The following is a 26,847-nucleotide window of genomic DNA, read 5'->3' as shown; positions in this document are numbered from 1 at the left end:
ATTTTTTTATGTATTTGGAGATGGCCAAATGTCTCTTACCATAGTTAATAAAACTTGTGCCTGATCATATCTTTCTGAATGCGTTTTACCGTTCAATAAAAATGTAATGTGAGCCATTTTTCTCCCCAGAATTTCTCGAGATTTACCATAACAATGAATATTAGAACCCTCAATTTCAGACAACATTTTAACTCTTGTTTCTATTGAAATTGGGAAATTCTTTTTTAATCCCAGTAGATTTATCATAATTGCCCCTTCTGAGTGCATTTTAATTTCAGGTGGCATTATCCCAGAAGAAATGCAAACATATTGATCAAACTGACTTGAAGTACAAGCTTCAATAGAGAAATGTGCTGAGTTATGTGTTCTTGGAGCTATTTCATTAATTAAAAGACCATTATCTCCATAGAAGAATTCAATAGCTAAAACTCCAACATAATTAAGTTCATTGACTATTGAGGAAAAAATATTTATTGCAAATAAGTTCAAATCATATTCAGTAGTAGCAGGTGCAAGAACCCAATCACAAACATGATTTGATTGGAATGTCTCAACGATTGGAAAGAATCTTATCTTACCGGTTCTATCTCTCGAACCAACAAGAGCTAGTTCCTTTTCATACTCTATCCATTCTTCTATTAACCATTCATCAGAATTATTCTCTTTTAAAAAAGAATCTAAATCTTCTTTTGTCATTATTTTTCTGTTCCCTTTACCGTCATATCCACCTTTATTTGATTTTGCCATTAAAGGGAAACTCCAATTACTGATTTCCTCATAAGGGAGATTTTTAAAATCTTCAATACTTATCCATTTTGGACAGGGAATATTCATTCTATCTATTAATTTTTTTTGAGAAAACCTATCTACTAATGGCTTAATCGCATTAAGGCTTGGAACAAAAATATCGTTATTATCAATTAAATTTAATTTATCAATTTTTATCCATTCATTTTCAAAAATTATTTTTTCACACTCATTAATTAACGATTTATTACCTCTTATCTTTAAAGGATCAGCTTCTATGACATGATCTGCTTTTAAACCAGCAGGATCATCACAAGATTTTGTTTGCACACATACTTCTAAATCTCTTTTTTGTGCTGCCTCGGTTAACATCAAAGCCAGTTGACCGCCTCCAATTATTCCTAGGGAATAATTTTTCTTAATATCGTTTATATTTCTTTTTAAACTCATAGCATGATTTTATTACGATTTCTAATTCTTAACAACTGAATTTTTAAGTATCTAGAGCTTAGATTTTGCTAATATATATAGTACTTAATACCAAATATTTATAAATTTTAACTAGGTAATCAATTGTGAATAAGAGAAAAATATTAGTCCCATTAGGTAATAAGTCATACGAAGTAACTATTGAAGCAGGGATACTGAATAATATCAGCGAAGAACTTTTAAAAATTGGAATAACAAAGAATAGAAAAATACTTGTAATTTCAAATGAAGAAATATCAAATTTTTATGGAGAAAAATTCTTAAATGATTTAAAAGATAATAAATTTCAGGTCCAAATGTTCCTTATCAAGGCTGGAGAATCATATAAAAACTTAAAAACCTTAAGTGAAATATATGACGTTGCATTTGAATTTGGTTTAGATAGAAATTCAATAATTATTGCCCTTGGAGGAGGAATTGTTGGAGATGTAAGTGGTTTTGCAGCTGCGACTTGGCTGAGAGGTATCGAATATATTCAGATTCCAACAACTTTATTATCGATGGTTGATTCATCTGTGGGAGGGAAAACAGGAGTAAATCATCCTAAAGGTAAAAATTTAATTGGAGCTTTCAATCAACCTAAAGCAGTTTTTATTGATCCAGAAACTTTAAAAAGTTTGCCCAAAAGAGAATTCAGTGCAGGTATGGCCGAAGTAATAAAATACGGAGTAATAAGAGATAAAGAACTTTTCGAATACTTAGAAATTGAAAAAAACAAGAATGAACTTATTAATCTGAAGAATGAATATCTAATTAAAATAATTAATAGTTCAATTAAAACAAAGTCTTATATTGTTTCTCAAGACGAACATGAAAATGGTGTTAGAGCAATATTGAATTATGGTCATTCTTTTGGTCACGTTATTGAAAATTTATGTGGATACGGCAAATTTCTACATGGTGAGGCAATATCAATTGGTATGAATATTGCAGGGGAAATAGCAATTGATAAAGGGTTATGGTCTAAAGAAGAATTAGAAAGACAGAAGAATCTTTTGAAGAGTTACGATCTTCCTACCGAGATCCCCAAAATAAATAAAGAAGACGTTCTAACAATACTTATGGGCGATAAAAAAGTTCGTAATGGCAAAATGAGGTTTATATTACCGAAAGAAATTGGTGTTGTGGATATATATGATGACGTAGAAGATGCATTATTTTTAAAGTTTTTTTCTTAACGCAAACAGGTTGAATTTATATTCATTTTCTTCTCATTAAACTTTTTAAAAACAAACCACTTAAAATCACCTAAACAAACAGGATCAACGAGTCTAAGTAATGCCTCCCTTCTTAAAAGGGCATTTGATAAATCCTCCTTAAATTCTTTCTGAATCCCATAAAGTCTCTCTGCCAATCCAAGTGCCAACAAAGCCTCTCCTTGTTTAGTTATTCCAACAGTATTAAATCCAAGAGTCTCAGCATCATGAATTAAAGTTTCTATGCACACATGAGATGTTAAATCGCAATTTCCAGGAGAATCTAGGACATTATTCGTCATTTTTTGATTTTCATAAGAAACTATCGTCCCATCAGAATTCTTAGAGGTGTAGTATTTTTTAGCTTCTTTAGCGTAATCAATTATCAATAAAATACCATTATTAATTTTTCCATAAATAGCTTTTAACCATTTTGAGTTATCTATATGCCATTCTGTCGTCCATCCTTCAAGAGCATCTTCAGGCGGGATAGTGATTCCCAACTCACTTTTAGCAAGTTCAATACTTTTGTCCAATTCATTTGTAATTGGCATTTCATCAAAAAATAAATTATGAGATTTTTTGTCTATAGAAACTGCTTGTCGAAGTAATTTTCCTTTTGAGAAGGTTATTCTCTCAACTGGCAAAGCATCTAAAACCTCATTGGCAAGAACTATTCCATTTATATTATTTTCCTCTACTTCTTCCAAACCTTTCCATAAAATATCAATACCTAAGTTTAAAAATTCCTCCAATTTATTTTTTTGTTTTTCTACCATCCCTTTATTAGGTTCAATAATTAAAAAAGAAACTCCTTCCAGAAAATTCTTGTTATTTTCTAAAAAATATTTAATTAATCCACTCATAAAGCTTCCATCTCCAGCTCCAAATTCAATTACAGCTAATTTCTGATTAGATAAAAAACTACTTTTGAACTGAATTAGCCAATCTTCTATTTGTTTACCAGCCAAAAAAGCAAAATCATCAGATAAAGAGGTTGATGTAACAAAATCCCCTCGAACGCCTAACACAGCTTTGCCGCTACCGTAATAACCATTAATAGGATCATTTAAAACAAAATTCATAAAGTCATAAAAACTTATAGTGCCACCCATTTTTATTATTTTTTTTACTAACCAATCTGGATTATTCGCGGGTAAGCTATTCATCGGCGAAAATATAAAGAGACAAAACTTATTTATGCCTTCAAAGATTAACTATTTATTGGGAATATTTCTATCTATATTAGTTTTAATTTCACATAAACCCGTTTTCGCTATAAATAATCCAAATCTCTTACCAGAAGAAAAAACACCAGTAATTGATTTAGCTAAAACATTAAGCCCTAATCAGAAAAAATCTTTAGAGGACAAGCTTAATAATCTAGAGATTGAAAGTGGGTGGAAAATTAAATATTTATCTCAGTTTGAGAGTTCTCCTGGTAGTGCAATAAAGGACTATTGGGATTTAGATGAGACAAGTTTGTTGATAGTTGCAGATCCTAGAGGAGGAAATTTACTGAACTTTAACGTCGGAGAGGCTTATTTTAATTTTATGCCAAGGTTATTTTGGGTTGAACTTCAAACAAGATTTGGTAATCAATATTATGTGAAAGATCACGGTGAGGATGGCGCAGTATTAGATGCAATTAATTCCGTAAAGATTTGCCTTGAAAGAGGAGGGTGTCAAGTTGTCCCTGGCCTACCTAAAGAGCAATATATATGGACTTTATGTACATCTATTCTTGGAGGTTTAGTAGCAGGTTTAGCTTCTGCTCCAAGAAAAGATGGTCAAGTCATATCAATTGGATTTTTAGCTCTTCTTTCTCCTTTATGGGGGATGTTATTTGGAATTTTTGGTTTGGCACCGATAATATCCAGAACAAATGATTTATTACCTTTATTTAAAAATGGTTTAGCTTTTACAGCCGCAGGCATTGCCGGTTATATCTTGTCTCAAACGTTATTTTCAAGATATGAAAAGCCCAAAAATACTTAAAATATGATCAAAATTATCTAATCCTAAAAAAATTTATCTTCTTCAAAAATTTCACCAGACTCTGAATACCATCGATGAGAAACATGTCTTAATTCCTTTTTTTCAAACTCAATCCAAGAAAAGTTAATTAGTAATTTCCCATCTTCATCAGTTTTATATCTTGGCACAACAGCAGTGTTGAAATAAATTGTTCCTTTGCTATCAATTTTAAACATCTCTCTTAAACCAAGATTTCTTTTAAGGCGATTGTGCATATGACCAAAAATTACAAGATCAACTTTTCTTCTTTTTTGTATTTGAGAAATGGCCACAGACAAATCTCTATCCCCCCAATCTAAAGAGGGTAATTTCCAGTCTTTCCCACAAATGCTTTTAGGTTCTGAGCCTAAACCCGAAGGGCCCGCATGAGACATAATTATTAAAGGTATATCTTCTACAGTCTTTTCCGAACATTTGATAATTTTATTTATTGAATCTTGTTCGGTGATAGGTCCATAAACACCTTTAACTTCTTTCGAAAGATAATAGCCCCCGCCAGAACTACATGGTCTGGCGGATAGTAAATTTATTTGATTATTAAAAACATTCAAATCCCATGCACAATATTTTTCACCAAGAACACGTATCTGCTTTGAGAGAGTTACGCCTGTAGAATCTTTCCCTCTATCATGATTTCCTAAAATCACAAAAGTAGGAATTTTGATCTCATTGATTTTTTTTATTATTTTGACACTCCCATCAGAAATATCACCAACGAATAAAACTATATTTGGTTTAATAATCGATAAAATTTTCAAGTCTAATTCAGACCATTGACCATGACAGTCACCAACAATAGCAATTTTTAAATTTGTCAGAATTTTTTCTGTTTAAAGGCATATAATCTATTTAGAGATATTCTAAATCCTGACCAGTATAACTTCTACTGCAAAACAGAAATCAGTTCAAAACGAAGAGGATTTGATTTCTGAAATAAAGGAGCGTTGCAAAAAAGCTAATGCTATTATTCTTGCGCACTATTATCAAGCTCCAGAGATTCAGGAAATTGCAGATTTTATTGGCGATTCATTAGATCTATCTAGGAAAGCTGCAAATAATGATGCAGATATAATAATTTTTTGCGGTGTACACTTTATGGCCGAAACTGCAAAAATACTTAGCCCTAATAAAACAGTCCTATTACCAGATATTGACGCAGGATGCTCATTAGCAGACGATTGTCCTTCAGATAAATTTCAAAAGTTCAGGGAAGAAAATCCAGATCACTATGTTGTAAGTTATATAAATTGCACTGCAGAAGTAAAAGCTCAAAGTGATCTGATATGTACAAGTAGTAATGCAGTCTCATTAATTAAAAAGATACCACAAGATAAAAAGATAATATTTGCACCAGATCAGAACCTTGGGAGATGGGTGCAGAAAAATTCAGGAAGAGATCTTAAATTATGGCCTGGCAGCTGTATTGTTCATGAATCATTTAGTGAAGAAGCACTTTTAAAACTAAAATACCAAAATCCAGGATCAAAAGTAATTGCTCATCCTGAATGTAGTCAAAATTTACTACTTCTCTCGGACTTTATTGGATCAACAAGTAAACTGCTTGATTTCGTAAGTAAAGATTCATCTAAAACTTACATGGTATTAACTGAACCTGGAATAATCCACCAAATGAAGAAGAAAGAACCTAACAAAATTTTTATTGAAGTCCCCGATATAGAAGGTTGTAAATGTAACGAGTGTCCATATATGAAATTAAATACTTTAGAAAAAATTCTTGATTGTTTGAAAAATAATTCCCCGTCTATCGAACTTGACCCAGAAATACTAAGAAGAGCCTATGTACCGATAAAGAGAATGTTGGATATGAGTAATTAATTTAATGAAAATACTTTATTTTCCTTATTAATTTTTAGGAGTGCATTAAGGTTTGCAGTGTTTGGATTAAATTCACTTATATTATTATTTCTTTTAATTATATTTACTAGCTCTTTTTCACCAGCTCTATATTGTTTATCTTTTCTAGTTCCAATCTCTCTTTGGAGAATAGGGTTTATATTCATTTTCACTTCTATGTCTGGAATAATTCCAGATTCGTTTATGTCAGTTCCGTTCGGAGTTAAATACTTAGCGACTGTAACAGTTAGACCTGAACCATCAACTAATGTTCTCATAGATTGAACTAGACCTTTACCAAACGTTTTCTTCCCAACTAATTTTCCTCTTTTGTTATCTTTTATTGCACCAGAGACTATTTCACTAGCGCTAGCAGAACCCTCATTAACTAAGACAACCAAGGGCTTTTTTGTTAGAGCTTGACCGTTTCCTCTTTTTGTCTCTTTTAAACCATCTTTACTTACTGTACTTACTATTACTCCTTTGTTAATGAAGTGCCTTGAGATCTCAATGCTTGATTCTAATAAACCTCCTGGATTACTTCTCAAATCAAGAACATATCCTGCGACTTTTTTTGTTTCTAAATCCTTAATAGCATCTCTAGTTTCTTTTGATGCATTTGCATTAAATTGTTTAATTCTTACATAGCCAATTAATAAGCCGTTTTTGGCTTGATTGACTTTAGTTGATACAGTTTTTATTTCAATTCTTTCTCTTGATAAAATCTTAAAAAAGGATTTAGAACCTCTAAGAATTTCAAGCTTTACTTTAGTACCTCTTTGTCCTCTTATTAATTTCACGGCTTCCTCAATATTCATACCTTCAGTAGAAATATCATCTATAGATAATATTTTATCTCTAGCTTTAATTCCAGCATCAAATGCAGGGGTACCCTCTATGGGAGAAATAATTATTAAATCATCAGATTCTTTATCTTTAACTATTTGGATACCAACTCCAGTTAATTCACCAGAGGTATCAATTCTCATTTGGTTAAATTCCTTAGGTTCTAAAAATCTTGTATAAGAATCATCTAAATTAGAAAGCATATCTCTAATCGCATCATATGCTTCATTGCTGTCTGAATATGTTTTTGATAAAACTTCTTTTCTTAGATTAATCCAATTAGACTTTTGAAATTTACCGCTTGAATCAAGAAAATCTCTATATACAATTTGCCAAACATGATCAATTACTTCTTTATAACTATTATTTAGAACTGTTGCTTCTGCAAAATTATTTAAAAATAGCCCAGAAAAGGTTGTCGCAAACAGAATTATAAAATTTTTTTTAAGCAATTTTCTTATCTTCAAAGAATTATATATTTTTTTATTATAAAAAAAATTTATTTATAATTCATAAATTTGACAAATCCTTAAGGATCAATCCACTTCCCATCATCCTTAATAAGTTGGATTAAAGCATTAACCCCCTCATCTTCAGGTACTCTTTTTATCTCTTCTTTCCTTCTATATAAGGCAATAGTTCCTTTACCTTTCCCAACATAACCATAATCAGCATCTGCCATTTCTCCTGGTCCATTTACTATACAACCCATTATTGCTATATCTAAACCAGTTAAATGTGAAGTAGCGTTCCTAACTTTATCTACAACTTCTTCTAAATTGAAAAGTGTTCTCCCACAACTAGGGCAACTGATATATTCAACCATCGTTTTTCTTAATCCTAAAGATTGCAAAATTGAATAGCAAACTGGAATTTCCTTCTCTGGGGCTTCTGTTAAAGAAACCCTAATGGTATCTCCTAATCCCTCTGCTAGAAGCGTTCCGATTCCGGCAGTACTTTTAATCCTTCCATAATCACCATCTCCAGCTTCGGTCACTCCCAAATGTAATGGATAATTATATCCTTCTGAGTCAAGCCTATCTGCAATCATTCTGTAAGCTGCCAACATGACCGGAGCCCTGGAAGCTTTCATAGAAATAATTATGTTATGAAAATCAAGCTCATCACAAATTTTGACGAACTCCATCGCAGATTCTGTCATTCCTAATGGCGTATCTCCATAAGTAAAAAGCATTCTCTCAGATAGAGAACCATGATTAACTCCAATCCTTAGAGCTTTGTTTTCAGCCTTTAAAACTTCAACTAAAGGGGTAAATCTTTTAAGTATTGTTTGTTTAATAGTTTCAAATTCCTCATCTGTATATTCAGTTCTTGTAGGGTCTGATTTTTCAAACACAAATAATCCAGGATTAATTCTTACTTTATCAACATGTTTTGCAACCTCCATTGCAATTTTCATACCATTATGGTGAACATCAGCTACCAAGGGGGTCTTGATATTATTTTCTAATAATTTTGCTTTTATATCTCCTACTGCTTTTGCGTGTGCTAATGAAGGGACTGTTAATCTTACTATTTCACAACCTACATCATGAAGTCTTTTGATAGCTAAGTAAGCATTCTCGACATCCATAGTATCTTCATTTATCATCGATTGAACTCTTACTGGATAATCGCTTCCAATAGCTACATCACCAACCATTACTGTTCTAGTTATCCTTCTCTCAATATGAGTTGAATATCTTTTGGAGAGACTGTTAACCTCTTTTGATTGAGTTAATGACATTAAAATTCTTGATATTCAAAAAGGGTTCACTAAATTATACGGCATATAGTTTACCACCTAAATTCTCTAGGTCTTTCAAAGTTAGATGGTAAGGTTTATTGATTTCTTTAGAAGGAAATCTCAACAAATAAGATGGATGAAAAATTACCATAATTTCTCTCCCATCTTTTTTAATCCATTGACCTCTCAAATTACTTATAGGATCTTTAACTTCTAAAATAGCTCTCATAGCAGTCGAACCAGTAAGTAATATAAATTTTGGATCAACTAGCTTTATTTGCTGTAATAACCAAGGTTTATGAATATTAATTTCTCTAGCAGTGGGTTTTCTATTATTTGGTGGACGACATTTAATTACATTGCAAAAATAAACATCTTCCTTATAGTCAATCCCCGCTTTTATCAACAATTCGTTTAATAACTTACCGGATTTACCTACATATGGTTTTCCTTCTAAGTCTTCCTGTGCTCCAGGTGCCTCACCAATTATTAACAAATCTGCAAATACACTTCCTCTCCCAATAACTAACCTTTTCACCAAAAATAAAACTTTAAATACTTTTATCTTAAGAGCTCAAAACATGAAAATAAAATAGATTAAGAAAATGAACTAAATTAAACCATTATGTGATAGTTTTATTTATCCTTAATTTATGCGTTTGTCATTATTAAAAGTCATATTTTAAAAGTTATAAGTCAATGAGCCAAGTTAATTTATCTGAACGGGCACTTTCAATTGAGCCTTCTCTTACATTGCAGATAAGTGCTAAAGCAAATCAATTATCTGCAGAAGGAGTAGATATTTGCAATTTAAGTGCAGGAGAACCTGACTTTAATGCCCCAAAAGAAGTTATAGAAGCTACAAGTAAAGCTATATTTGATGGATTTACAAAGTACGGACCCGCAGCAGGAAATTTAGATCTCCGAAAAGCAATTGCAAATAAACTTCGAATTCAAAACAATTTAAATTATGAATTTGAAAATGTAATGGTCACAAATGGTGCTAAGCAAGCAATATATAATCTTTTCCAAGTTTTGTTAAATATTGGAGACGAAGTTATTATTCCTTCTCCATACTGGTTAAGTTATCCCCAAATGGTTAGGTTGGCGGGTGGAAAACCAATCTTTACAAATTCTTCTGCAGAAGATGGATTTAAAATAGATATAAAAGATTTGAAGTCTAAAATCTCTTCAAAAACTAAATTTATAATTATCAATTCTCCTAATAACCCCACTGGGAGAGTTATGTCAAAGGAAGAATTATTGCAAATTGCCGATATAGTCAGAGAAAATCCAAATATCAATATTCTTTCTGATGAGATTTACGAACTAATCCTTAAAAAAGAATTTAAACACTACAGTATATCTTCACAAGCAAATGACTTAAAAGATAGGATTTTTATAATAAATGGGTTTGCGAAAGGATGGGCCATGACTGGCTGGAGGATAGGTTATTTAGTAGGTCCCAAAGATGTAATCAAAGCATCCTCAGCATTACAAAGTCAAAGCACAAGTAATGTTTGCTCTTTTGTTCAAAAAGGTGCTTTAGAGGCTTTAAAAATTAATAATGAGTTTTTCTCAATGATAAATAGCCATTATGATCAAAGAAGAAGTCTTCTATATGAGGGCCTTAAGAATATAAATGGGATTTATATTGAAGAACCTAATGGAGCATTTTACGCATTTCCAAGATTACCTAACTCCTCAATTACTTCTGTTGATTTCTGCAATAAAGCTCTTCAAGATTACGGATTAGTTGTTGTACCTGGAAAAGCTTTTGGGGCTGACGAATGTATAAGAATTTCTTGTGCCACTTCAGAGATTAAAATTAAGGATGGTTTAGAAAGATTTAAAAAAGCAATCTCTAAATACTTTTAATTTCAACTAAACAATGTTCAATTTAAAAAATTTCTTACTAAGTTCATCTCTAATATTTTCTTTTTTTTCATCACCTTTATTTGCAAATCCAAAAGTTTTAAAAGTTGGAGCAATACCTGATCAAAACCAAGATATTTTGGACAAACGATTTAATTTATTTTCGAAAGAATTATCCAAACAACTTGATGTAAAAGTTAAATACATTCCTGTTATTAATTACGTTGCAGCAGTAACTGGATTTAGAATTAAAGATTTAGATTTAGTTTGGTTTGGCGGTTTATCAGGAGTTCAAGCAAGATTACAATCTCCTAATTCAATTGTCATAGCTCAAAGAGATATCGATAAGGAATTTAAAAGTGTTTTTATAGTAAACAAAAATTTAGAAATTAACTCAATTTCAAACATTAAAGGACTTAAAAAGCTAAAGAATTTAAGATTTACCTTTGGCTCTGAAAACTCAACTTCTGGAAGATTAATGCCAGAATATTTCTTAAATCAAGCAGGGGTAGAAATTAAACACTTTAAAGGGGGAAAAGCAGGTTTTAGTGGGAGTCATGATGCCACTATAGCTTTAGTAAATAGTGGGGCATTTGATGCTGGAGCTTTAAATAAACAAGTTTGGGAAATCAATCTTAAAAATAATCCCAAAAGAACAACTAACCTAGAATTATTCTGGATCACCCCTGAATATGTTGACTATCATTGGTTGGCTCAAGGGGATCTTGAAAATAGATTCGGGAAAGGGTTTACAAAACAACTTAAATCAGTAATTCTAAATTTAGATATAAAACAAAAATCACATAAACAGATATTAGATATGTTCAATGCAAAAAGATTTATTAATGCAGAAGCAAAGCAGTATAAAAATATAGAGAAGATCGGGAGGAAATTAAATAAAATTAGATGAATAATACTCTCTTAGAATTAAAAAATATATCTTTTAAATACAAAAATAATCTAATTCTAAATAAAGTAAATTTAAAAATAAATTCAGGGGAGAAAATTGCACTTTTAGGTAAAAGCGGTTCAGGTAAAACTACACTTATATCAGTGCTTAATGGAACTATCAAGCCAACTCAAGGTGAGGTTAATTTATTCAATAAAAGTTTCGACGAATCAGATAGAAAGCAGAAACGCAAGATAACAACTATTTGGCAAGATTTAAGATTAATAGAAGATCTCTCGGCAGAACAAAATGTTAATTGCGGATTACTAGCGGAAAACAATTTTTATTTCGCTTTTAAAAATTTGCTAAATATAAGTTCTTTTAAGAAGGCGCATAAATATATGCAATTATGTAGACTTCATAACTCTATTTACGAAAAAAAAATTAGCACCCTATCTGGGGGACAAAAACAAAGGGTGGCTATAGCTAGATCATTAATTCAAGGATCAAATATATTACTTGCAGATGAACCTTTTAATAATTTAGATCCCAAGTTGATAACAACAATTAAAAAACTGCTGCTAGAAAATTTAGATAAAAATAATACAAAAGAATCCCCAAAGACAACATTAGTTGCATTACATAGATTAGATTTGCTGAACGATTTCGATAAAGTTATTGGAATAAGAGATGGTAAAATTTTTTTCAATATTAAAAGAACCAACTTAAAGAAGTTTCATTTAGACAAAATATATTAATTAGTTGAATAAATTAAAATTAAACTATACCTCGTTATCTTTTCTTCCAATTTTAGTTTGCATACCTCTAGGGTATCAATTAATAACCAATATTCATTTTGGAGGATTTAAATTATTCCAAGAATTCTTAATTTCTGCATTTAATCCCAAGATCGATAATGAAATTATTATTACCGTAATTAATCGATTAAATGAAACTATCTTAATTGGCTTTTTTAGTTGGTTAGTAAGTATTATTTTTGGGGCAATTTTTGGAATATTATCCTCAAATATTTTTTATAAAATCTTTAATATTCCAAATTTTTTCTATAACCTAATAAGGTTTTTTCTAACAATAATTAGATCTATTCATGAAGTTGTTTGGGGAATATTATTAATGCAAATATATGGCATAAATTTTTCAATAGGGATAATAGCTATATGTATTCCTTATATTGCTATAAATTCAAAAGTTTTTGCTGAACAATTAGAAACTATTGACTATAAAAGTTTTGAAGCTATAAATCAAATAAATGCGGATAAATTTTCTTCTCTATTAACTTTAATATGGCATCCAATAATAAAAACATATAAAAACTTTGGTTTATATCGATTAGAGTGTTCAATAAGAAGTACGGTGATTTTAGGACTTTTTGGGATTGGAGGAATAGGTACTAGTATTTTTTTATCTTTCCAAAGTTTGAATTTTAGAGAGTTATGGACTTATTTATGGTCCTTAGCAATTTTAATCATTCTTTCCGGATTAATATTCAAAAAAATAAACTTTAACAATAAAAATAAAATCCTATCTATTTTTTTTATTTCAGTTTTATTTATAACAATTTTATTTTCTTTTTCATATTTTCTTTATTTTATTTTTAATAATAATTTTGAAAATTTTAATTTTGTTAGTTCTCTATTTAAATCAAGCTCAGGTTTAGGATTATTTTATTTCTTAAAACTTATATTGGAGACAATAATTTTAAGTCTTTTATCAACAGGAATCGCAATTAGTTTACCTCCATTATTAATAGGAATTTTTAACAACAATACTTCTAAAAGTTTAATAAAAATTTTTGCATTTTTATTACGTTTAATACCTACACCTGTAATACTTCTGACTCTATTAACTTTTAATAATCCTTCTTTATCTTTAGCAGCTTTAACATTAGGTCTTCACAACGCTGGCATTACAAGCAAATTACTTTTTACAAATCTAGAAACCCAAGATAAGAAAAATTATATTGCAATGAAATCTTTAGGAATCTCAAAAAAAACTAGTTGGCTTTTGGGTTTATTTTCTCAACAAGCAAAAAGTTACTTAGCATATTGCGCTTATAGATCTGACATAATTATTAGAGAAACTGCAATTGTTGGGGTTATTGGAAGTGTTGGTCTAGGTTGGCAATTGCAAGAATCATTAAGTTCTTTCGCATGGCAAGAAGTTACCATAGTTTTGTTAGCTTATAGCTCCATCGCAATAGTTGGTGAATTAGTAAATGGTAAAATCAAAAATAGTTTAACTTGATTTGTAAGAATAATTTGTTGAATCAAGTAATTATTTTTTTCCGATTATAGTGATTAGTTTCCCAAAACAGCTAGTTGTAATTGGAGATAGCTCGGTTTATGGATGGGGAGATAATGAAGGTGGCGGATGGTGTGAGAGGCTTAGAAAAGATTGGTGCAATAACCAAAATGGGCCCGTAATTTATCAACTTGGAGTAAGGGGAGATGGGATAGAAAAAGTTTCATCTAGATGGGAGAAAGAATGGTCATCTAGAGGAGAAACGAGAAGAAATAAACCTAAGGCAATCCTGCTTAATGTTGGTCTTAACGACACTGCAGCAATTGGTCAGAAAAAAGGGAGACATCAATTAGATATAGATGGATTTGAATATGGATTAGAGAGACTAATTAATGAAATGAGCTCTCAAACAAATGTCTTTGTTATTGGTTTGACACCAGTTGACGAAAGCAAAATGCCTTTCGCAGGATGTCTATGGTACTCAAATGATTTTTGTAATTCTTATGAAAGGAGAATGGAGGAAGTATGCCTCAATCAGAATGTCCCGTTTCTTCCAACTTTTAGAGAAATGTACTCTGATAAAAGGAGTAAAAATTGGATTACGCATGATGGAATTCATCTAAATTCCGAAGGTCATTTCTGGATTTTCCAAAGACTAAAGAGCTGGGAGATTCTTACAAAATGGAAGGAATCCTAAGTCTGTCCAAATATTTTTAATTTAAAAATTTGAATATAAAATAATAGAAAAGATAGCAAAAACAGAAGCAATACTTGTCTGAATAGCATTTACCAATTCATTACTTAATTTATATTTGTTTTGAAATTTAGCACCAATAATACTCTCAGAAATTGTGGCCAAAAATCCCGAAAATGCAACAACTATGAAATGGTATTTTGTAGAAATAATTGATAGACGAAGCATTACAAAAGCCATAAATATTGATCCCAAAACACTAGCTAATGTTCCTTCTAAACTTACTCCTCCTTCAGTTCCTCTCTCAACCTTTTTAAGTGAAGTAATTAAATATGTATCCTTTCCAAACCTTTTCCCAATTTCGCTGCCAAAAGTATCCGCCAACTTTGCAGCAAAACTTGCAGCAAATCCTATTTTAAACATCACTACGTTGGCAGGATTAAATTTAGTCATCATGGCAAGAACTAATCCTGTAGCTGCAGAGCCCCATACATTTTCAGGACCTCTCCTCCCACCTCTTTTTTCAGCTATTCCTTGTTCTTTTTTAAATTTGAAACCTATTTTGGTAACGAGAGATCCAAATAATAAATAAATTACAACTGACATCCATCCCTGCCAAGACAAACATCCCCACAAAATTGTGCCTAAAATGCCTGCACTTATCCAACCACTTTTTGTCATCAAAGGAATCTTGCAAAATATATAAATCAAAATAAAATTAATGCAAAAACCTATAAAAAATTGATTTCTAATTAAATCCATATTTATCTAATTCCTTAATTTCAAATCAATTCTCCACTGATTGAGAATTGATGATGCGTTAATACTAGCCGTTGAAGTTCTTAAGATATTGTCGGAAAGTTTAACAAAGGTAATATTATTTTTATTAAAAAAATCAATTTCTTTAGAGGACCAACCTCCTTCAGGGCCAATTACATTCCAAAAAATACCCCCTTTTTTATTTACAGCTTCTTGTTGTTTTCTTATCCATTGATTTAAGTCATAAGTAGTATCTTCTCTAGTTATAGAAATTGAAACTCTTTCTTGATTATCTCTACTTTTTAGCCATTCAATAATATCCATACCATTTAAAATAGATGGTTTCCATAATCTCTCACTTTGCTCAACTGCTTCATTGATAATTGAATTCCATCTTAAAAGTTTTCTAGAAAAATTTAAATTTTTATTTACCTGTCTTTCTGAAAATAATGGCTGTATAAAATCAATTCCTATTTCAGTACACATTTTTAAAATATCCTCAAAACCACTTTTTGGTATAACAACAGCTATGCCTAATAAGTAAATTTCTTGTTCTTGAAATAAATAAGGTTTCTTAAATTGAATTATTTCTAAACAATCATTTTTAACTTTTATAGCTTTCCATAATGAACCCTTTCCGTTAGATATAAATATTTCTTTACCATTTTTTATCCTCATTACTTTATTTATGTAATGAGCCTCTTCTTTAGAAAGTTCTAAATTATTGTTCTTAATATTTTCAATTCTTTCATGGGAAATAATTAATCTTGTTAAATCTTCCATCTAAAACACTTAATCTTTGAAAACTAAATCTTCATGTTCTTCAATTGACCAATCATTATTTTCACCGCCAATAATTAACTCTTCAATTTTTACATAATTATTTGATATCTCATTCAATGAATTAATTAATATATCTATTGAAATGGAGTCTGAAGTTCCAAAATCAACCCAACACCTTCCCCACAGGTTTTGATATTCCATAATTCCTAAATTATGCATTAAGGCTGGAAGAGATGCGTTTTTTTGGTCATTATCGTAGGACATCCAACTTAGATCGGAACCCTCTTCATGAGTTTGCAAATTTTCAGAATTAAATCCACCTAGCCTTCCTAAAACGTACCAACTATCAAAAACACCATCTAAATAATTTTTTTCATCTTGAGTTGGTGATTCTGAAAACCTGATCCATATCCAACAATTAAAAGGATCAACTTCCCTAAAAATAATATTCATATTGACTAATAGCTTTTTAGATCTAAAGCTATTATAAGTAAGTTATTACTAGATTAAAATTCATACCTATAACTTAATTAATAATGCTTGATTTACAAGAAATATCTTATCAACCCCAAACTGGTGAAAGAAAAATAATAGACAATTTAAGTTTAAAAGTTCATGAAAATGAAATCATTTTAATTTGCGGCAATAGTGGTTCTGGGAAAACAACACTACTCGAAATAATAAGCGGGTTAACAAATCCTCAAAAAGGAAAAATTACTTGGAAGAATAAAATCTTATCTTCTAGGCAAAGAAGATGGTTTTGTGGAGTAGTATTCCAATTCCCAGAAAGATACTTTATTGGCACAACCATTGGGCAAGAATTAAAAATAGGTCATAAATCTTTAAGAGAAAAAAATATAGAAGTAGTTTTAAATAAGGTCGGTTTGGAAAAATTAAATCTGACCCAACCACCAGAACAACTTAGTGGAGGACAACAAAGGAGATTAGCTGTAGCAGTGCAGCTACTTAGAAATCCCTCAATCCTTTTACTTGATGAACCAACTGCTGGATTAGACTCGTCAATGAGAAATGATGTGAAGAATTTAATTCTTGATCTAAAAAATAAAAACACAATTATTATTGTTACTCATGAACCTTCCTTATTTAAGGATATTCCTTCTAGGATGTTAATGCTGAGAAAAGGAAAAATCCAAAGTTTATTAGAAAAAAATTATGAAGGATAGGATAGTTCGGGCTACTGCAGCAAATGGAGGGATAAGATTAGTTGCGGTCTTGACAACAGAATCTTCTTTAGAAGCAAAAAAAAGGCACGGTCTTTCCTATATAACCACCTGTATCTTAGGAAGAGCATTTAGTGCTTCACTTCTTTTAGCAAGTTCGATGAAAATAATGCATGGGAGAGTTACTTTAAGGGTTAGATCTGACGGACCTTTAAAGGGATTGCTAGTTGATGCAGGCAGAGACGGGAAAGTTAGGGGTTATGTGGGTAATCCTGATTTAGAATTAGATTTAGTTAAAATAAATAATAATAAATATTCTTTTGATTTCACAAAAGCATTAGGTACAGGATATTTAAATGTTATTAGAGATAGTGGAATTGGAGAGCCCTTTACAAGCACTGTTGAATTAGTAAACGGGAATATTGCCGAAGACTTAGCTTCATATTTATATCATTCAGAACAAACTCCTTCTGCTGTATTTATTGGAGAAAAAATTCAAAATAAAAATGTTATTTGTAGTGGTGGCTTGTTAGCTCAAGTTTTACCTAAAAAAGACACTGACCCTTTACTCGTCTCACTACTTGAAGAAAGATGTAAAGAAATTAATTCTTTCAGCGAAGACCTGTTTCATTCTCAAGATAATCTTCTTTCGTTAATAAGAAATATATTCCCAGATATTGACGATAAATCAATATCTGAAAAAGCTCGTTCCCAAGAAGTTGGTTTTAAATGCAAGTGTTCCAAACAAAGAAGTTTAAATGCAATGAAAATGCTTGATAAGTGCGAGTTAGAAGATATCTTAAAGAAAGATGGTAGAGCAGAGTTGGTATGTGAATTTTGTAAGAATAAATATTTGATAAATTATGAAGAGATTAGATTGATGATAGAAAGTTAATCATAAGAAGATTACGCCCAGCCATAAAATAACCATGGCGGGAATACTTTGAATTTTTTGTATTGATAGAGAATTATTTGATATTTCTTGAATTAAAGAATTAGTTTCAAGTAATCCTCCGAATATTAATCCTATTGAAAGAAAAGTAACACTCCATCCTAAAGAACCTATAAATCTTTTCCCCGATTTAATTTGAGTATAAGTAAGTATTAATGTTGAGATAGAAAGTAAAAGTCTATTATTAGAATCTGGGCTAATAAATAGCAAAATTAAAAATAATATCCCGGCGGATAATTTTATTGAGAGGTTATCAAAGGAGGGGGGCGTTATTTTAGGAAGACTGTACTGACCTGAGTTGTTAGTATTATTATTTAGATTTTTTATTTTAGATAGAAGTGGGAAATTATTATTGGTAAATTGATTAATTTGTTTTTCCTTTTTTGAAGCACTTTCAGCTGCATAACTTACATTCCCTGATTGTCTTGCTTTCAAACTACCCATAAGTAATTGATCAAAGGAAGACTCTATTTTTGCTTTTAAAATCAGATCTTCACCAGCCTCTTTAACTTTGATATCTCTAGCCTTCTGAATCTCTTCAAAAGAAGAGCCTTCTTTTACACCTAAAATTTCATAAGGTGTTTTTTCACTATTGTTTTGACTATTGTTTGAATTCAAAATTTTTTACCAATACTAACAGATTAACCAATTTTATAATCCATTAAGGCTTTATAAAACAATTGGCTCAACTCCACTAACAACAGGAGCAACTTTGTTTAAATTTAAGTGATTGTTATCTTCAACAAATTGATTTAGATTCCACTCGTTTTTAAAAAGAATAACTGGTCTATTCCAACAATCTTTAACTATTTTACAATTGAAAATTCTGCCTAGTTCTTCAATAGCTGGCCATCCATCAGAAACCCATCTAGCCAATTGATATGGCATTGATTCAAGATTTGCATCTACTCCATATTCATTTTTTAACCTGTGAGTTACTACTTCCAACTGTAATTGACCAACGGCTGCAAGTATAGGATCTCTTTTACTCTCATCAAAGTCATAAAGAATCTGAACAGCACCTTCTTCACGAAGTTCATTCACACCCTTTCTAAAGTTTTTAAATGCTGAAGGATTGGGATTTCTCAACCAGCTAAATATTTCAGGACTAAAGGATGGTATGCCCTCATACTCAGTATGCGTACCTGTGTAAAGTGTATCTCCAATAGAAAACATTCCTGGATTATTTAAGCCAATAACATCACCAGGATACGCATCATCAACCACTTCTCTGTCTTGTCCAAATATTTTTTGTGGTCTTGATAATCTTATTGTTTTCCCAGTTCTGGAATGTTTAACTGACATGTCCTTTTCAAATTTCCCACTACAAACTCTTATAAAAGCAACTCTATCTCTATGCTTTGGATCCATGTTTGCTTGAAGCTTAAAAACAAACCCACTAAATTCATTACTTGCAGGTTCAATATCCCCTTTATTACTATTTCTTGACGTTGGTTTTTGAGCCATTTTTAGAAAACTATCTAAAAATGGTCTTACACCAAAATTAGTCATGGCAGATCCAAAGAAAACAGGCGTTAAGGAGCCATTAAATACGTTTTCTTCTTCAAATTTCGATCCTGCCTCATCAAGAACCTCCAATTCTTCAAGTGATATCTCAAGCAACTCTTTCTCTACATATTTTGATAGGTCTTTATCTTCAAGACTTAACCTCTTCTCATTCGATTGTTTTCCTCTTACTGCTTTATCAAATAAAATCACCTCTCTTGAAAACCTATCAATAACTCCCCTAAATTCCTCTCCACTTCCAATTGGCCAGTTAATCGGTAAAGTGTTTAATCCTAGTTCTGATTCGATTTCATCAAGTAAAGAAAATGGCTCTCTTCCAGCCCTGTCCATTTTATTTATGAAAGTAAATATTGGTATTTTTCTCATCTTGCACACTTCAAACAATTTTCTAGTTTGGGGTTCTAGCCCCTTAGCAGCATCTTCCAGCATAACTGCATTATCAGCAGCCGCTAATGTTCTATAAGTATCTTCTGAGAAATCTTGGTGCCCTGGTGTATCTAATAGATTAATTACTGATCTTTCATATTCAAATTGCAATACAGTTGAAGTAATTGAAATACCTCTTTGTTTCTCAAGTTCCATCCAGTCTGAAGTAGCTTTTCTCTGATTACCTCTAGCCTTTACTGCTCCTGCCTGCTGAATGGCTCCTCCATACAAAAGAAGCTTCTCAGTAAGCGTTGTTTTGCCCGCATCTGGATGCGAAATAATTGCAAAGTTTCTTCGTTTATTTACAGCATCCAGAATATCTTTATTATTTAAAATTTTAGTACCTAAGGTCATTTATCTAATATTAAGGCCCTTAAACTTGGTTCTTAAACATTACCATAGAGTATTAAATATTTATCGCCATCTTCAAACACTTCTAAAGAAGATAGATCATTCTCTAAAATGAAATTTTTTAACTCTTTATAAGAGTAAGAAGCTTTTAAAGATGCATAATAATCATTAGTTAAGATCTCATTATATTTATTCGAACATTGTAATTTGAGTTCTAATGCAGACTTTTCATCTAATGGCCTTTTTAAATCCTTATGAAAATTTACAGTGATATTACTAGACAAACATCTTATGGTGTTAACGAAATCTTCGAGATGTGTAATGTGATGGATCAAACTATTACTTACAAGTAAACTTATTTCTTTCTTAAGAAAAAAATTAGTTGATTTAATGTCTTTAATGTCAGAACATATGTAGCGTAAATTTTTTAATTTTTTTTTATTCCCAGAAGTCTCTTTTTTATACTCCGCTCTCATAATCATCTCTTTAGAGCCATCTATTCCAACTACTTCAGTATTAGGCCATTTTATTGCCAACTTCTCAGAAATATTTCCAGGGCCGCATCCTAAATCAACAATCAAATCTTTTTCACTTAAAGAAATATTTTTTCTCAAAAGATAATAATTAATTTGATTAATTAGATTAACTTCCCCTTCTGAAAAATCAGCCTCGTCATAAGAAATAACCTGCTCTTTGTTTTTCATCAATTCAGGTTCAGGGATTCTTTCCATATCCTTTCTTAAACAAAGATTTCATATTAAACATAATTCTACACAAACCGTTAAATAGTGGTAAGAATGGTTGCAGACGCCACAGGTAGAGTTATTCTGCCAATACGGGTTATTTACATACTTTTTTTATCGTGACTGTTGCACCAAATAAAGCTTCTTCAGAGAGCAACTCCAATAATCTTAAAAAAGATGATTTTCCAAAAACAGCACCAGCTGCTTATCCTGTTTTTTTCAGATCTTACAGTAGGAAAACTTCCTCTGGCAAAAGGGAAAACTGGAGCGAAGTAGGTGAAAGAAATTTATCGGGATTAAAAGAATTAGGAAAACTTTCTGATGAAGAATTGATCTTAATGAGAGAGATGCAAAGTAACCAAAAAGCCCAACCTTCCGGGAGATGGTTATGGATTGGCGGAACTCCTTGGATTAATAAAAACCAAAATTTCTCAGGAGCATATAACTGTACCTCAACAAACTTAATTGATTGGGAAGCCTTCGCATTGATGATGGACTTAGCAATGATGGGATGTGGAACAGGTGCAATAATTGAGCCTCATTTTATAAACAATCTACCTACGGTAATAAACAAAATAAATATTAAATCAGTTAGTGAAGTTGGAATAACTCCTAAAGATCAAAGAAAAGAAAAGTCATCATTAGAAATTAAAGGGAAAGATCTTCACATCAAAGTTGGAGACAGTAGAAGAGGCTGGGTAGATAGCTACAAATATCTTCTTGAGGCATCAAGTAACGAAGATCTTGAAAGAGAAATTGATGTTTATATTAATTTGGAAGATATTAGACCTGCAGGAGAATCATTAAAAGGTTTTGGTGGCATGGCAAATCCTATTAAATTGAAAGATCTCTACTCCAGAGTCGCATCACTTCTTGGAAAGGCAATTGGCAGAAAATTAAGTACCGTAGAGTGTTGTTTATTAATTGATGAAGCTGCAGTAACCATAGTTGCTGGGAATATCAGAAGAAGTGCTGGAATGAGACAATTTGCATCAGATGATAATGAGGCGGCATCGGCAAAAGAAAATCTATGGAGTCAAGATGATAATGGTAATTGGAGAATAGATCCTGAAAAAGATGCCCTCAGGATGGCCAACCATACTAGGGTTTACCATACAAAGCCCTCTTATCAAACTGTTTTAGATGCAGTCACAAAACAATTTCATTCTGGTGAGGGTGCTATTCAATTTGCTCCAGAAGCAATCGCAAGGTCAAATGCAGATATTCTCAAAGATGATGAATTAAGGAAGGAATTTATTGAAATTTATTCAGAACAAGGTAAGGATGAAGCGAGAAATTGGATAAATAGTAGTTATGGTCCATTTTCTCAAGAAGAGCTAAATCACAGGATGAGCAGATATGGACTTAACCCATGTGGGGAGATATTGGGAAATGATTTTCACTGCAATTTAGCTGAAGTTCATTTAAATCAGATTGATCCCGAAAATTTTGAAGAGCAAAAAAAGGCTTTTAAAGCAGCAGCTCTTTCTGTCGCATGCTTACTTAATCATGAATTTGATGTTGAGCGTTATAGAAAAAGTAGAGAATATGATCCTATTGTAGGGGTAAGTTTCACTGGATTATTTGATTTTTGCGTCCATGCATTTGGAACACCATGGTTGAAGTGGTGGGAAGCAGGAAGGCCAAATAGCGAAGAAGGGGAGTCTTTCAAAGAGAAGGAAGCTAAATTCTTAGATTCCTGGAGAAAAATAGTAAAAGAAACTGTCTGGGAATATTGTGATAAAAATAATCTAAGAAGACCAAATCGATGTACAACTGTTCAGCCAGCTGGGACAAAAAGTCTTCTAACTGGAGCAGCTCCAGGATGGCATCCACCAAAGGCTCAAAGATTCATAAGAAGAATAACTTTCAGGAAAAATGATCCAATCGCTTTAGCTTGCATGGATTATGGTTACTCAGTTGTTCCATCTCAATCTGATAAAGATGAAAATGGATGTTTGCTTGACAATCCATTTGATCCAAGATGCACAGAATGGTTAGTTGAAATCCCTACAGAAGTTAGCTGGGCAAATATAGATGGTGCAGACCAAATCGACATCAATAATTTCTCAGCATTAGCTCAATTTGATTTTTACATGCAAGTGCAGAAATTTTATACAGAGCATAATACCTCTGCAACCGTAGAATTTAGGGAAAATGAAATCGAGGATTTAGCTAAGGCTATTCATAATGCAATAGAAAATAATGAAGGATATATTTCGGCGGCATTACTAGCTCGATTTAGTGCCAACGCGACTTTCCCAAGATTACCTTTTGAACCAATAAGTAAGGAGGAATATATATCATTGCAAAATAAAGTAATAGAAAGGAAAGTTAATAACGATTTCTTTGACGCTCTCAATAAATACGATGTTGGAGAACTATCTGAAGCAGGACCAGCAGGTTGTGATTCAGATAAGTGTCTGCTTCCTCTAGCCAAACCTAAAGATTAATTTTTAAATTATTTGTAAATAAAAAATATAAAATAGTTTTTAAAAATTTAATTTATGGCTACCTCTTAAATAGGGACATAAATTATTTATGACATTAAGCTTAAATATTGGGAACATATTTAATGATTCCTCCAGTCATGCCTTGGTGGATGAGCTAAGAAAAAGAACATCAGAAGAGGATATATTAGACTTTGAAGAAAAATTTAACTCCAAAAATGAAAAAAATCTACATATATATATATGTAGATTTCTAAAAAATAGATCAATATCCAGGGGACTTGCCTCTAAATGGTTAGTGACAATAATTAAAAACAAAGAATCAAAAATTAATGCTTTGCAAAAATTAAATAATTAGGTGAGAGCTGAAAGTCTCCATAGTGCAATTCCAAAAATTGAGAATCCCATAATAAAAGTAAAAGCCAAGGCGTTTACCAACTGAACTTTTTCATCCATTTTGTTTGCGAATGGTAGTAATTCAGCAAATAATGGAGTCCATTGAGTATTGGCAGAGTTAGATCTTTGTCTTGTAGGTTTTTTGCTTTGAGAAAACATAAAACAAATTTTATAATATTCAGAATTTTACATTTAAAAAGTGTTTAAATAAAAAATACTTCTTAAAAACGAACAAAATGTAACCTGCAAGAAACGGCATAAAGATTAAAGGCAAATATTTTTTACTAGGATCCTCCTAATTGACTCATTAAGATATTTAAGTTTATTTATTAAAAACCTGGACAAATAATTTTCTTGGATGTTAATATTTATTTGTAGCAACCGCTACCAAAACGTTCAACTTGCGTTTAGCAAGCCGCAAATCGACTTAAGCCATGGAACGGGGACTTAAGCGAAACCGGAGCTTAAAAAATGACTCTAATTTACAGAGGACAAAAGTACGTCCAGAACAAAGAAGTTGCTAAGAAGCAGCACAACGAACTAACTTATAGAGGAAAAGCTTACACAAGCTAGTTCATTTTCCAATAATATAAAAAAGCCACTAAAAGTGGCTTTTTTAATATCCAATATTAGACTAAAAAATTAAAAAAATATATTTTGCAATTATAAATTAAGAATGAAATTTATATGCATTATTGCAATGTTCAATGAGATTTTCTTTTGGTAATTGATAATTGAAATCTTAAATTCCCCAAAAATCATTTAATAATGCGTTTAGAAATTTCATAAAAAGATTATAGTCTCATAAATCTTTCTCTTGAATAGATTTTTAAACAGTGGATGTACAAATGGTGGTTGCGAAAAATCACTTAATACTTTTTACAAGCATTAAACTAATATGATTTAATTGCATTTACAGATTTGATAACTATGGCAGACCAAAAACCTCTATTTAAGGCACCTTATGACATAAAAGATGTAAGTACTCTTTTTGCCATAGTTGCATTCGTTTTAATAATAGCTGCCATAATTGGTAACAACTTATTTGGCTTATTTCAACAAAATGTCAACTTTGGATAATGTGTTTGGGTACGGACTAATTTTGTGAAATAAATGCGACTAATAATAAAATGATATAACTACTTAACAAGTCATTATTAAAAATAATTCCTCTCTCAAACTAGCTTCTTTAAATAAATTTTTAGTCTTTGAATTTATAGACTATGACTAATTTCTTATGTTATAGTTTTTAAGTTCATCAAAACTGAATAACCTGTTGGAGGGGTGGTCGAGTGGTTTAAGGCTCTAGTCTTGAAAACTAGCGTGTCTGCAAGGGCACCGTGGGTTCGAATCCCACCCCCTCCGTTCTAACTTCGAAGCAGGATATCACAAATTTAGTCAGAGAAGCCCAGAAAGACTGGTATGAGAGAGATATCCTAAAAACAAGATGATCATTATTAATTATAAGAAATTAAGAACTTTAAATTAGCGTGTGTTTTTCGTGTGTCTTTTTATTATTATTAGTACAGAGATCTGTGTCTTACAGGGTCAGAACTGGTCACTCTAAACTGATTCTTTGGCACCCCCTCCGTCCAAAGATTAATTTATTAAATCTTTAAATTGAATTTAAAAGCAGTTTATAAATTATGTTTTAATTCAAATTCGTGAATAATATTTCCAAAGTCAAATAAAATGTCAAAAAAAATGTCAACTAAAATGTCAAATAAAGGTGAGATAATTACAGAAGATAGAATTGGTTTCGAAAAGTCAAATAAAGCATTAGGTTTTCTTTATAAGGAATGGTATGAACTCATTTCAAAGTTTCTTTCTAAAATAGATGGAATTAATATTGAATTGGGATGCGGTCCAAGTTTTATAGATCAGATAAATAAAAGCATAAAAAAAACAGATGTTTTTTTAAATTCCAATACTGATTTCAAGCTTAATGCAATGGATATAGGAAAAAAATTTGAAAACAAAATATCAAATTTAATCTTAGTTAATGTTTTTCATCACATAAGCGACCCAGAATTATTTTTGAAATCAGCAGAAAAATCTCTTTTATCTGGAGGAAGAATAATAATGATTGAACCAAGCAATAATTACTGGAGTAGATTGGTCTATAAACTCATAGCACACGAACCCTTTGATACAAGACAAATTGATTGGAAATTTGAATCCAAAGATCCACTATTAGACTCAAATCAAGCACTCTCATGGATTATTTTTGAGAGGGATTATGAAAAATTCAGAAATTTATTCCCAATGTTTTCTCTAATTCAAAAAAAGAATATGATGCCATTTTCTTATTTATTGAGCGGAGGGCACTCTTTCAATACGAGAATTGGTAATTTAATTAGAATGACAAGAAATCTTGAAAAATTATTCTTTGATAAATATTTGGGGATATTCAATTTAATATGTCTAGAAAAAATTTAAATTTCAAATCAACAATATTTAAAATTTCTATTTTTTATGTAACCATCTATTTATTTGCTCTTTTTCTTAGATATAGCAATGGCTTAGAAAATTTAGTAATAGACATTGAATATAGATATTTGGCATTAATAAATATTATTTCTATATTTCTAGGCCTACCGATATCCATCGTATTTGACTTTATATTGATAAAGTTTTTTGGTT

At 31.2% G+C, this 26,847-nt stretch carries 28 protein-coding genes and 1 tRNA gene; 16 read left to right on the top strand and 13 right to left on the bottom strand.

What is annotated here, in order from left to right; all coding sequences use genetic code 11:
• Positions 1 to 6 precede the first annotated feature (6 nt).
• The gene (locus PMT9312_RS03505; protein WP_011376239.1) at positions 7 to 1,197 is read right to left on the bottom strand and encodes a 5-(carboxyamino)imidazole ribonucleotide synthase; all 1,191 of its coding nucleotides are present in this window, start codon (positions 1,195 to 1,197) and stop codon (positions 7 to 9) included.
• Positions 1,198 to 1,322: 125 nt separating this feature from the next.
• On the opposite strand from PMT9312_RS03505, the gene aroB reads away from it, so the two are divergent.
• A complete protein-coding gene (gene aroB, locus PMT9312_RS03500; protein ID WP_011376238.1) occupies positions 1,323 to 2,414 on the top strand; it encodes a 3-dehydroquinate synthase in 1,092 nt (363 codons plus the stop codon).
• Here aroB and PMT9312_RS03495 read toward each other — a convergent pair.
• Positions 2,411 to 3,601 (bottom strand): SAM-dependent methyltransferase, encoded by a 1,191-nt coding sequence (locus tag PMT9312_RS03495; protein WP_011376237.1) that lies wholly within the window; start codon positions 3,599 to 3,601, stop codon positions 2,411 to 2,413. The genes aroB and PMT9312_RS03495 overlap by 4 nt on opposite strands.
• A gap of 31 nt (positions 3,602 to 3,632) precedes the next feature.
• Here PMT9312_RS03495 and PMT9312_RS03490 point away from each other — a divergent pair, with 31 nt between their 5' ends.
• Positions 3,633 to 4,430, top strand: a complete 798-nt coding sequence (locus tag PMT9312_RS03490; RefSeq protein WP_011376236.1) for a hypothetical protein — start codon at positions 3,633 to 3,635, stop codon at positions 4,428 to 4,430.
• Positions 4,431 to 4,453: 23 nt separating this feature from the next.
• On the opposite strand, the gene PMT9312_RS03485 is transcribed toward PMT9312_RS03490, so the two are convergent.
• Positions 4,454 to 5,227: a TIGR04168 family protein gene (locus tag PMT9312_RS03485; RefSeq protein ID WP_011376235.1), complete on the bottom strand. Its 774-nt coding sequence runs from the start codon at positions 5,225 to 5,227 to the stop codon at positions 4,454 to 4,456.
• A gap of 118 nt (positions 5,228 to 5,345) precedes the next feature.
• Here PMT9312_RS03485 and nadA point away from each other — a divergent pair, with 118 nt between their 5' ends.
• Positions 5,346 to 6,305 carry a quinolinate synthase NadA gene (gene nadA, locus PMT9312_RS03480; protein WP_071813304.1) on the top strand — a complete coding sequence of 320 codons (960 nt, stop codon included), beginning with the start codon at positions 5,346 to 5,348 and terminating at the stop codon, positions 6,303 to 6,305.
• Here the strand turns inward: nadA and PMT9312_RS03475 are convergent.
• The 3 genes from PMT9312_RS03475 to PMT9312_RS03465 all read right to left on the bottom strand — a co-directional run bounded on the left by PMT9312_RS03475 (position 6,302) and on the right by PMT9312_RS03465 (position 9,454).
• Positions 6,302 to 7,636: a S41 family peptidase gene (locus PMT9312_RS03475; RefSeq protein ID WP_011376233.1), complete on the bottom strand. Its 1,335-nt coding sequence runs from the start codon at positions 7,634 to 7,636 to the stop codon at positions 6,302 to 6,304. The genes nadA and PMT9312_RS03475 overlap by 4 nt on opposite strands.
• 62 nt (positions 7,637 to 7,698) lie before the next feature.
• Entirely contained in the window at positions 7,699 to 8,916 is a 1,218-nt protein-coding gene (gene ispG / locus PMT9312_RS03470; RefSeq protein WP_011376232.1) for a (E)-4-hydroxy-3-methylbut-2-enyl-diphosphate synthase, read from the bottom strand.
• 34 nt (positions 8,917 to 8,950) lie between these two features.
• Positions 8,951 to 9,454 carry a uracil-DNA glycosylase gene (locus PMT9312_RS03465; RefSeq protein ID WP_011376231.1) on the bottom strand — a complete coding sequence of 168 codons (504 nt, stop codon included), beginning with the start codon at positions 9,452 to 9,454 and terminating at the stop codon, positions 8,951 to 8,953.
• Between the two features lie 161 nt (positions 9,455 to 9,615).
• Here PMT9312_RS03465 and PMT9312_RS03460 point away from each other — a divergent pair, with 161 nt between their 5' ends.
• The 5 genes from PMT9312_RS03460 to PMT9312_RS03440 are packed head-to-tail and all read left to right on the top strand — an operon-like array spanning position 9,616 to position 14,639.
• Positions 9,616 to 10,794 carry a pyridoxal phosphate-dependent aminotransferase gene (locus PMT9312_RS03460; protein WP_011376230.1) on the top strand — a complete coding sequence of 393 codons (1,179 nt, stop codon included), beginning with the start codon at positions 9,616 to 9,618 and terminating at the stop codon, positions 10,792 to 10,794.
• Positions 10,795 to 10,807: 13 nt separating this feature from the next.
• Positions 10,808 to 11,701 carry a putative selenate ABC transporter substrate-binding protein gene (locus PMT9312_RS03455; RefSeq protein ID WP_011376229.1) on the top strand — a complete coding sequence of 298 codons (894 nt, stop codon included), beginning with the start codon at positions 10,808 to 10,810 and terminating at the stop codon, positions 11,699 to 11,701.
• Positions 11,698 to 12,438 (top strand): ATP-binding cassette domain-containing protein, encoded by a 741-nt coding sequence (locus PMT9312_RS03450; protein ID WP_011376228.1) that lies wholly within the window; start codon positions 11,698 to 11,700, stop codon positions 12,436 to 12,438. Before PMT9312_RS03455 ends, PMT9312_RS03450 begins: the two co-directional genes overlap by 4 nt.
• Before the next feature lie 4 nt (positions 12,439 to 12,442).
• Complete coding sequence (locus tag PMT9312_RS03445) at positions 12,443 to 13,945, top strand: PhnE/PtxC family ABC transporter permease (RefSeq protein ID WP_011376227.1); 1,503 nt, start codon at positions 12,443 to 12,445, stop codon at positions 13,943 to 13,945.
• 49 nt (positions 13,946 to 13,994) lie between these two features.
• Positions 13,995 to 14,639 carry a GDSL-type esterase/lipase family protein gene (locus tag PMT9312_RS03440; protein ID WP_011376226.1) on the top strand — a complete coding sequence of 215 codons (645 nt, stop codon included), beginning with the start codon at positions 13,995 to 13,997 and terminating at the stop codon, positions 14,637 to 14,639.
• Between the two features lie 21 nt (positions 14,640 to 14,660).
• On the opposite strand, the gene PMT9312_RS03435 is transcribed toward PMT9312_RS03440, so the two are convergent.
• From PMT9312_RS03435 to PMT9312_RS03425, 3 genes are read right to left on the bottom strand one after another with little or no spacing between them, the layout of a single operon-like run.
• Entirely contained in the window at positions 14,661 to 15,398 is a 738-nt protein-coding gene (locus PMT9312_RS03435; RefSeq protein ID WP_011376225.1) for a TIGR00297 family protein, read from the bottom strand.
• A gap of 6 nt (positions 15,399 to 15,404) precedes the next feature.
• The gene (locus tag PMT9312_RS03430) at positions 15,405 to 16,178 is read right to left on the bottom strand and encodes a 16S rRNA (uracil(1498)-N(3))-methyltransferase (protein ID WP_011376224.1); all 774 of its coding nucleotides are present in this window, start codon (positions 16,176 to 16,178) and stop codon (positions 15,405 to 15,407) included.
• Between the two features lie 9 nt (positions 16,179 to 16,187).
• Positions 16,188 to 16,631 (bottom strand): DUF3531 family protein, encoded by a 444-nt coding sequence (locus PMT9312_RS03425; RefSeq protein WP_011376223.1) that lies wholly within the window; start codon positions 16,629 to 16,631, stop codon positions 16,188 to 16,190.
• Between the two features lie 83 nt (positions 16,632 to 16,714).
• On the opposite strand from PMT9312_RS03425, the gene PMT9312_RS03420 reads away from it, so the two are divergent.
• On the top strand, positions 16,715 to 17,362 hold the full coding sequence (locus PMT9312_RS03420; protein WP_011376222.1) for an ABC transporter ATP-binding protein: 648 nt from the start codon (positions 16,715 to 16,717) through the stop codon (positions 17,360 to 17,362).
• Positions 17,352 to 18,254, top strand: coding sequence for an Hsp33 family molecular chaperone HslO (gene hslO, locus PMT9312_RS03415; RefSeq protein ID WP_011376221.1), 903 nt, complete (start codon positions 17,352 to 17,354; stop codon positions 18,252 to 18,254). The genes PMT9312_RS03420 and hslO overlap by 11 nt, the downstream gene beginning before the upstream one ends.
• Here hslO and PMT9312_RS03410 read toward each other — a convergent pair whose 3' ends face one another.
• Genes PMT9312_RS03410 through PMT9312_RS03400 form a run of 3 tightly spaced genes read right to left on the bottom strand, consistent with a single transcriptional unit; the run spans position 18,255 to position 21,346 of the window.
• Complete coding sequence (locus PMT9312_RS03410) at positions 18,255 to 18,929, bottom strand: CPP1-like family protein (RefSeq protein ID WP_011376220.1); 675 nt, start codon at positions 18,927 to 18,929, stop codon at positions 18,255 to 18,257.
• Positions 18,930 to 18,980: 51 nt separating this feature from the next.
• On the bottom strand, positions 18,981 to 20,618 hold the full coding sequence (locus tag PMT9312_RS03405) for a peptide chain release factor 3 (protein WP_011376219.1): 1,638 nt from the start codon (positions 20,616 to 20,618) through the stop codon (positions 18,981 to 18,983).
• Between the two features lie 32 nt (positions 20,619 to 20,650).
• Entirely contained in the window at positions 20,651 to 21,346 is a 696-nt protein-coding gene (locus tag PMT9312_RS03400; protein ID WP_011376218.1) for a class I SAM-dependent methyltransferase, read from the bottom strand.
• A 131-nt stretch (positions 21,347 to 21,477) separates the two neighbouring features.
• Between PMT9312_RS03400 and nrdJ the strand changes: the two genes are divergently transcribed.
• Positions 21,478 to 23,811 carry a ribonucleoside-triphosphate reductase, adenosylcobalamin-dependent gene (nrdJ, locus tag PMT9312_RS03395; protein WP_011376217.1) on the top strand — a complete coding sequence of 778 codons (2,334 nt, stop codon included), beginning with the start codon at positions 21,478 to 21,480 and terminating at the stop codon, positions 23,809 to 23,811.
• Between the two features lie 88 nt (positions 23,812 to 23,899).
• A complete protein-coding gene (locus PMT9312_RS03390) occupies positions 23,900 to 24,166 on the top strand; it encodes an RNA recognition motif-containing protein (RefSeq protein ID WP_011376216.1) in 267 nt (88 codons plus the stop codon).
• On the opposite strand, the gene PMT9312_RS03385 is transcribed toward PMT9312_RS03390, so the two are convergent.
• Positions 24,163 to 24,363: a hypothetical protein gene (locus tag PMT9312_RS03385; RefSeq protein WP_036924597.1), complete on the bottom strand. Its 201-nt coding sequence runs from the start codon at positions 24,361 to 24,363 to the stop codon at positions 24,163 to 24,165. The two genes, PMT9312_RS03390 and PMT9312_RS03385, sit on opposite strands and share 4 nt — an antisense overlap.
• 312 nt (positions 24,364 to 24,675) lie before the next feature.
• Here PMT9312_RS03385 and PMT9312_RS09435 point away from each other — a divergent pair, with 312 nt between their 5' ends.
• From PMT9312_RS09435 to PMT9312_RS03375, 4 genes are all read left to right on the top strand, one after another.
• The gene (locus PMT9312_RS09435; protein ID WP_071813302.1) at positions 24,676 to 24,777 is read left to right on the top strand and encodes a DUF4278 domain-containing protein; all 102 of its coding nucleotides are present in this window, start codon (positions 24,676 to 24,678) and stop codon (positions 24,775 to 24,777) included.
• 357 nt (positions 24,778 to 25,134) lie between these two features.
• Positions 25,135 to 25,284 (top strand): hypothetical protein, encoded by a 150-nt coding sequence (locus PMT9312_RS09695; protein ID WP_193741859.1) that lies wholly within the window; start codon positions 25,135 to 25,137, stop codon positions 25,282 to 25,284.
• A gap of 198 nt (positions 25,285 to 25,482) precedes the next feature.
• Positions 25,483 to 25,569: transfer RNA gene (locus PMT9312_RS03380), tRNA-Ser, on the top strand.
• Between the two features lie 351 nt (positions 25,570 to 25,920).
• Positions 25,921 to 26,643: a hypothetical protein gene (locus PMT9312_RS03375; protein ID WP_152556517.1), complete on the top strand. Its 723-nt coding sequence runs from the start codon at positions 25,921 to 25,923 to the stop codon at positions 26,641 to 26,643.
• Positions 26,644 to 26,847 lie beyond the last annotated feature (204 nt).

The sequence above is a fragment of the Prochlorococcus marinus str. MIT 9312 genome, assembly GCF_000012645.1.
GTDB lineage: Bacteria > Cyanobacteriota > Cyanobacteriia > PCC-6307 > Cyanobiaceae > Prochlorococcus_A > Prochlorococcus_A marinus_L.
The sequence above is the reverse complement of the archived record's forward strand: the minus strand, read 5'-3'. Positions and strand labels throughout refer to the sequence as shown.

Bases quoted from the DNA above. Each gene is read 5' to 3' on its own strand.
- PMT9312_RS03505 (WP_011376239.1), bottom strand. From the start codon at position 1,197: ATGAGTTTAAAAAGAAATATAAACGATATTAAGAAAAATTATTCCCTA.
- PMT9312_RS03495 (WP_011376237.1), bottom strand. From the start codon at position 3,601: ATGAATAGCTTACCCGCGAATAATCCAGATTGGTTAGTAAAAAAAATA.
- PMT9312_RS03490 (WP_011376236.1), top strand. From the start codon at position 3,633: ATGCCTTCAAAGATTAACTATTTATTGGGAATATTTCTATCTATATTA.
- ispG (WP_011376232.1), bottom strand. From the start codon at position 8,916: ATGTCATTAACTCAATCAAAAGAGGTTAACAGTCTCTCCAAAAGATAT.
- PMT9312_RS03460 (WP_011376230.1), top strand. From the start codon at position 9,616: ATGAGCCAAGTTAATTTATCTGAACGGGCACTTTCAATTGAGCCTTCT.
- PMT9312_RS03455 (WP_011376229.1), top strand. From the start codon at position 10,808: ATGTTCAATTTAAAAAATTTCTTACTAAGTTCATCTCTAATATTTTCT.
- PMT9312_RS03450 (WP_011376228.1), top strand. From the start codon at position 11,698: ATGAATAATACTCTCTTAGAATTAAAAAATATATCTTTTAAATACAAA.
- PMT9312_RS03435 (WP_011376225.1), bottom strand. From the start codon at position 15,398: ATGGATTTAATTAGAAATCAATTTTTTATAGGTTTTTGCATTAATTTT.
- PMT9312_RS03430 (WP_011376224.1), bottom strand. From the start codon at position 16,178: ATGGAAGATTTAACAAGATTAATTATTTCCCATGAAAGAATTGAAAAT.
- PMT9312_RS03425 (WP_011376223.1), bottom strand. From the start codon at position 16,631: ATGAATATTATTTTTAGGGAAGTTGATCCTTTTAATTGTTGGATATGG.
- PMT9312_RS03420 (WP_011376222.1), top strand. From the start codon at position 16,715: ATGCTTGATTTACAAGAAATATCTTATCAACCCCAAACTGGTGAAAGA.
- hslO (WP_011376221.1), top strand. From the start codon at position 17,352: ATGAAGGATAGGATAGTTCGGGCTACTGCAGCAAATGGAGGGATAAGA.
- PMT9312_RS03405 (WP_011376219.1), bottom strand. From the start codon at position 20,618: ATGACCTTAGGTACTAAAATTTTAAATAATAAAGATATTCTGGATGCT.
- PMT9312_RS03400 (WP_011376218.1), bottom strand. From the start codon at position 21,346: ATGGAAAGAATCCCTGAACCTGAATTGATGAAAAACAAAGAGCAGGTT.
- PMT9312_RS03390 (WP_011376216.1), top strand. From the start codon at position 23,900: ATGACATTAAGCTTAAATATTGGGAACATATTTAATGATTCCTCCAGT.
- PMT9312_RS03385 (WP_036924597.1), bottom strand. From the start codon at position 24,363: ATGTTTTCTCAAAGCAAAAAACCTACAAGACAAAGATCTAACTCTGCC.
- PMT9312_RS09435 (WP_071813302.1), top strand. From the start codon at position 24,676: ATGACTCTAATTTACAGAGGACAAAAGTACGTCCAGAACAAAGAAGTT.
- PMT9312_RS09695 (WP_193741859.1), top strand. From the start codon at position 25,135: ATGGCAGACCAAAAACCTCTATTTAAGGCACCTTATGACATAAAAGAT.
- PMT9312_RS03375 (WP_152556517.1), top strand. From the start codon at position 25,921: ATGTCAAATAAAGGTGAGATAATTACAGAAGATAGAATTGGTTTCGAA.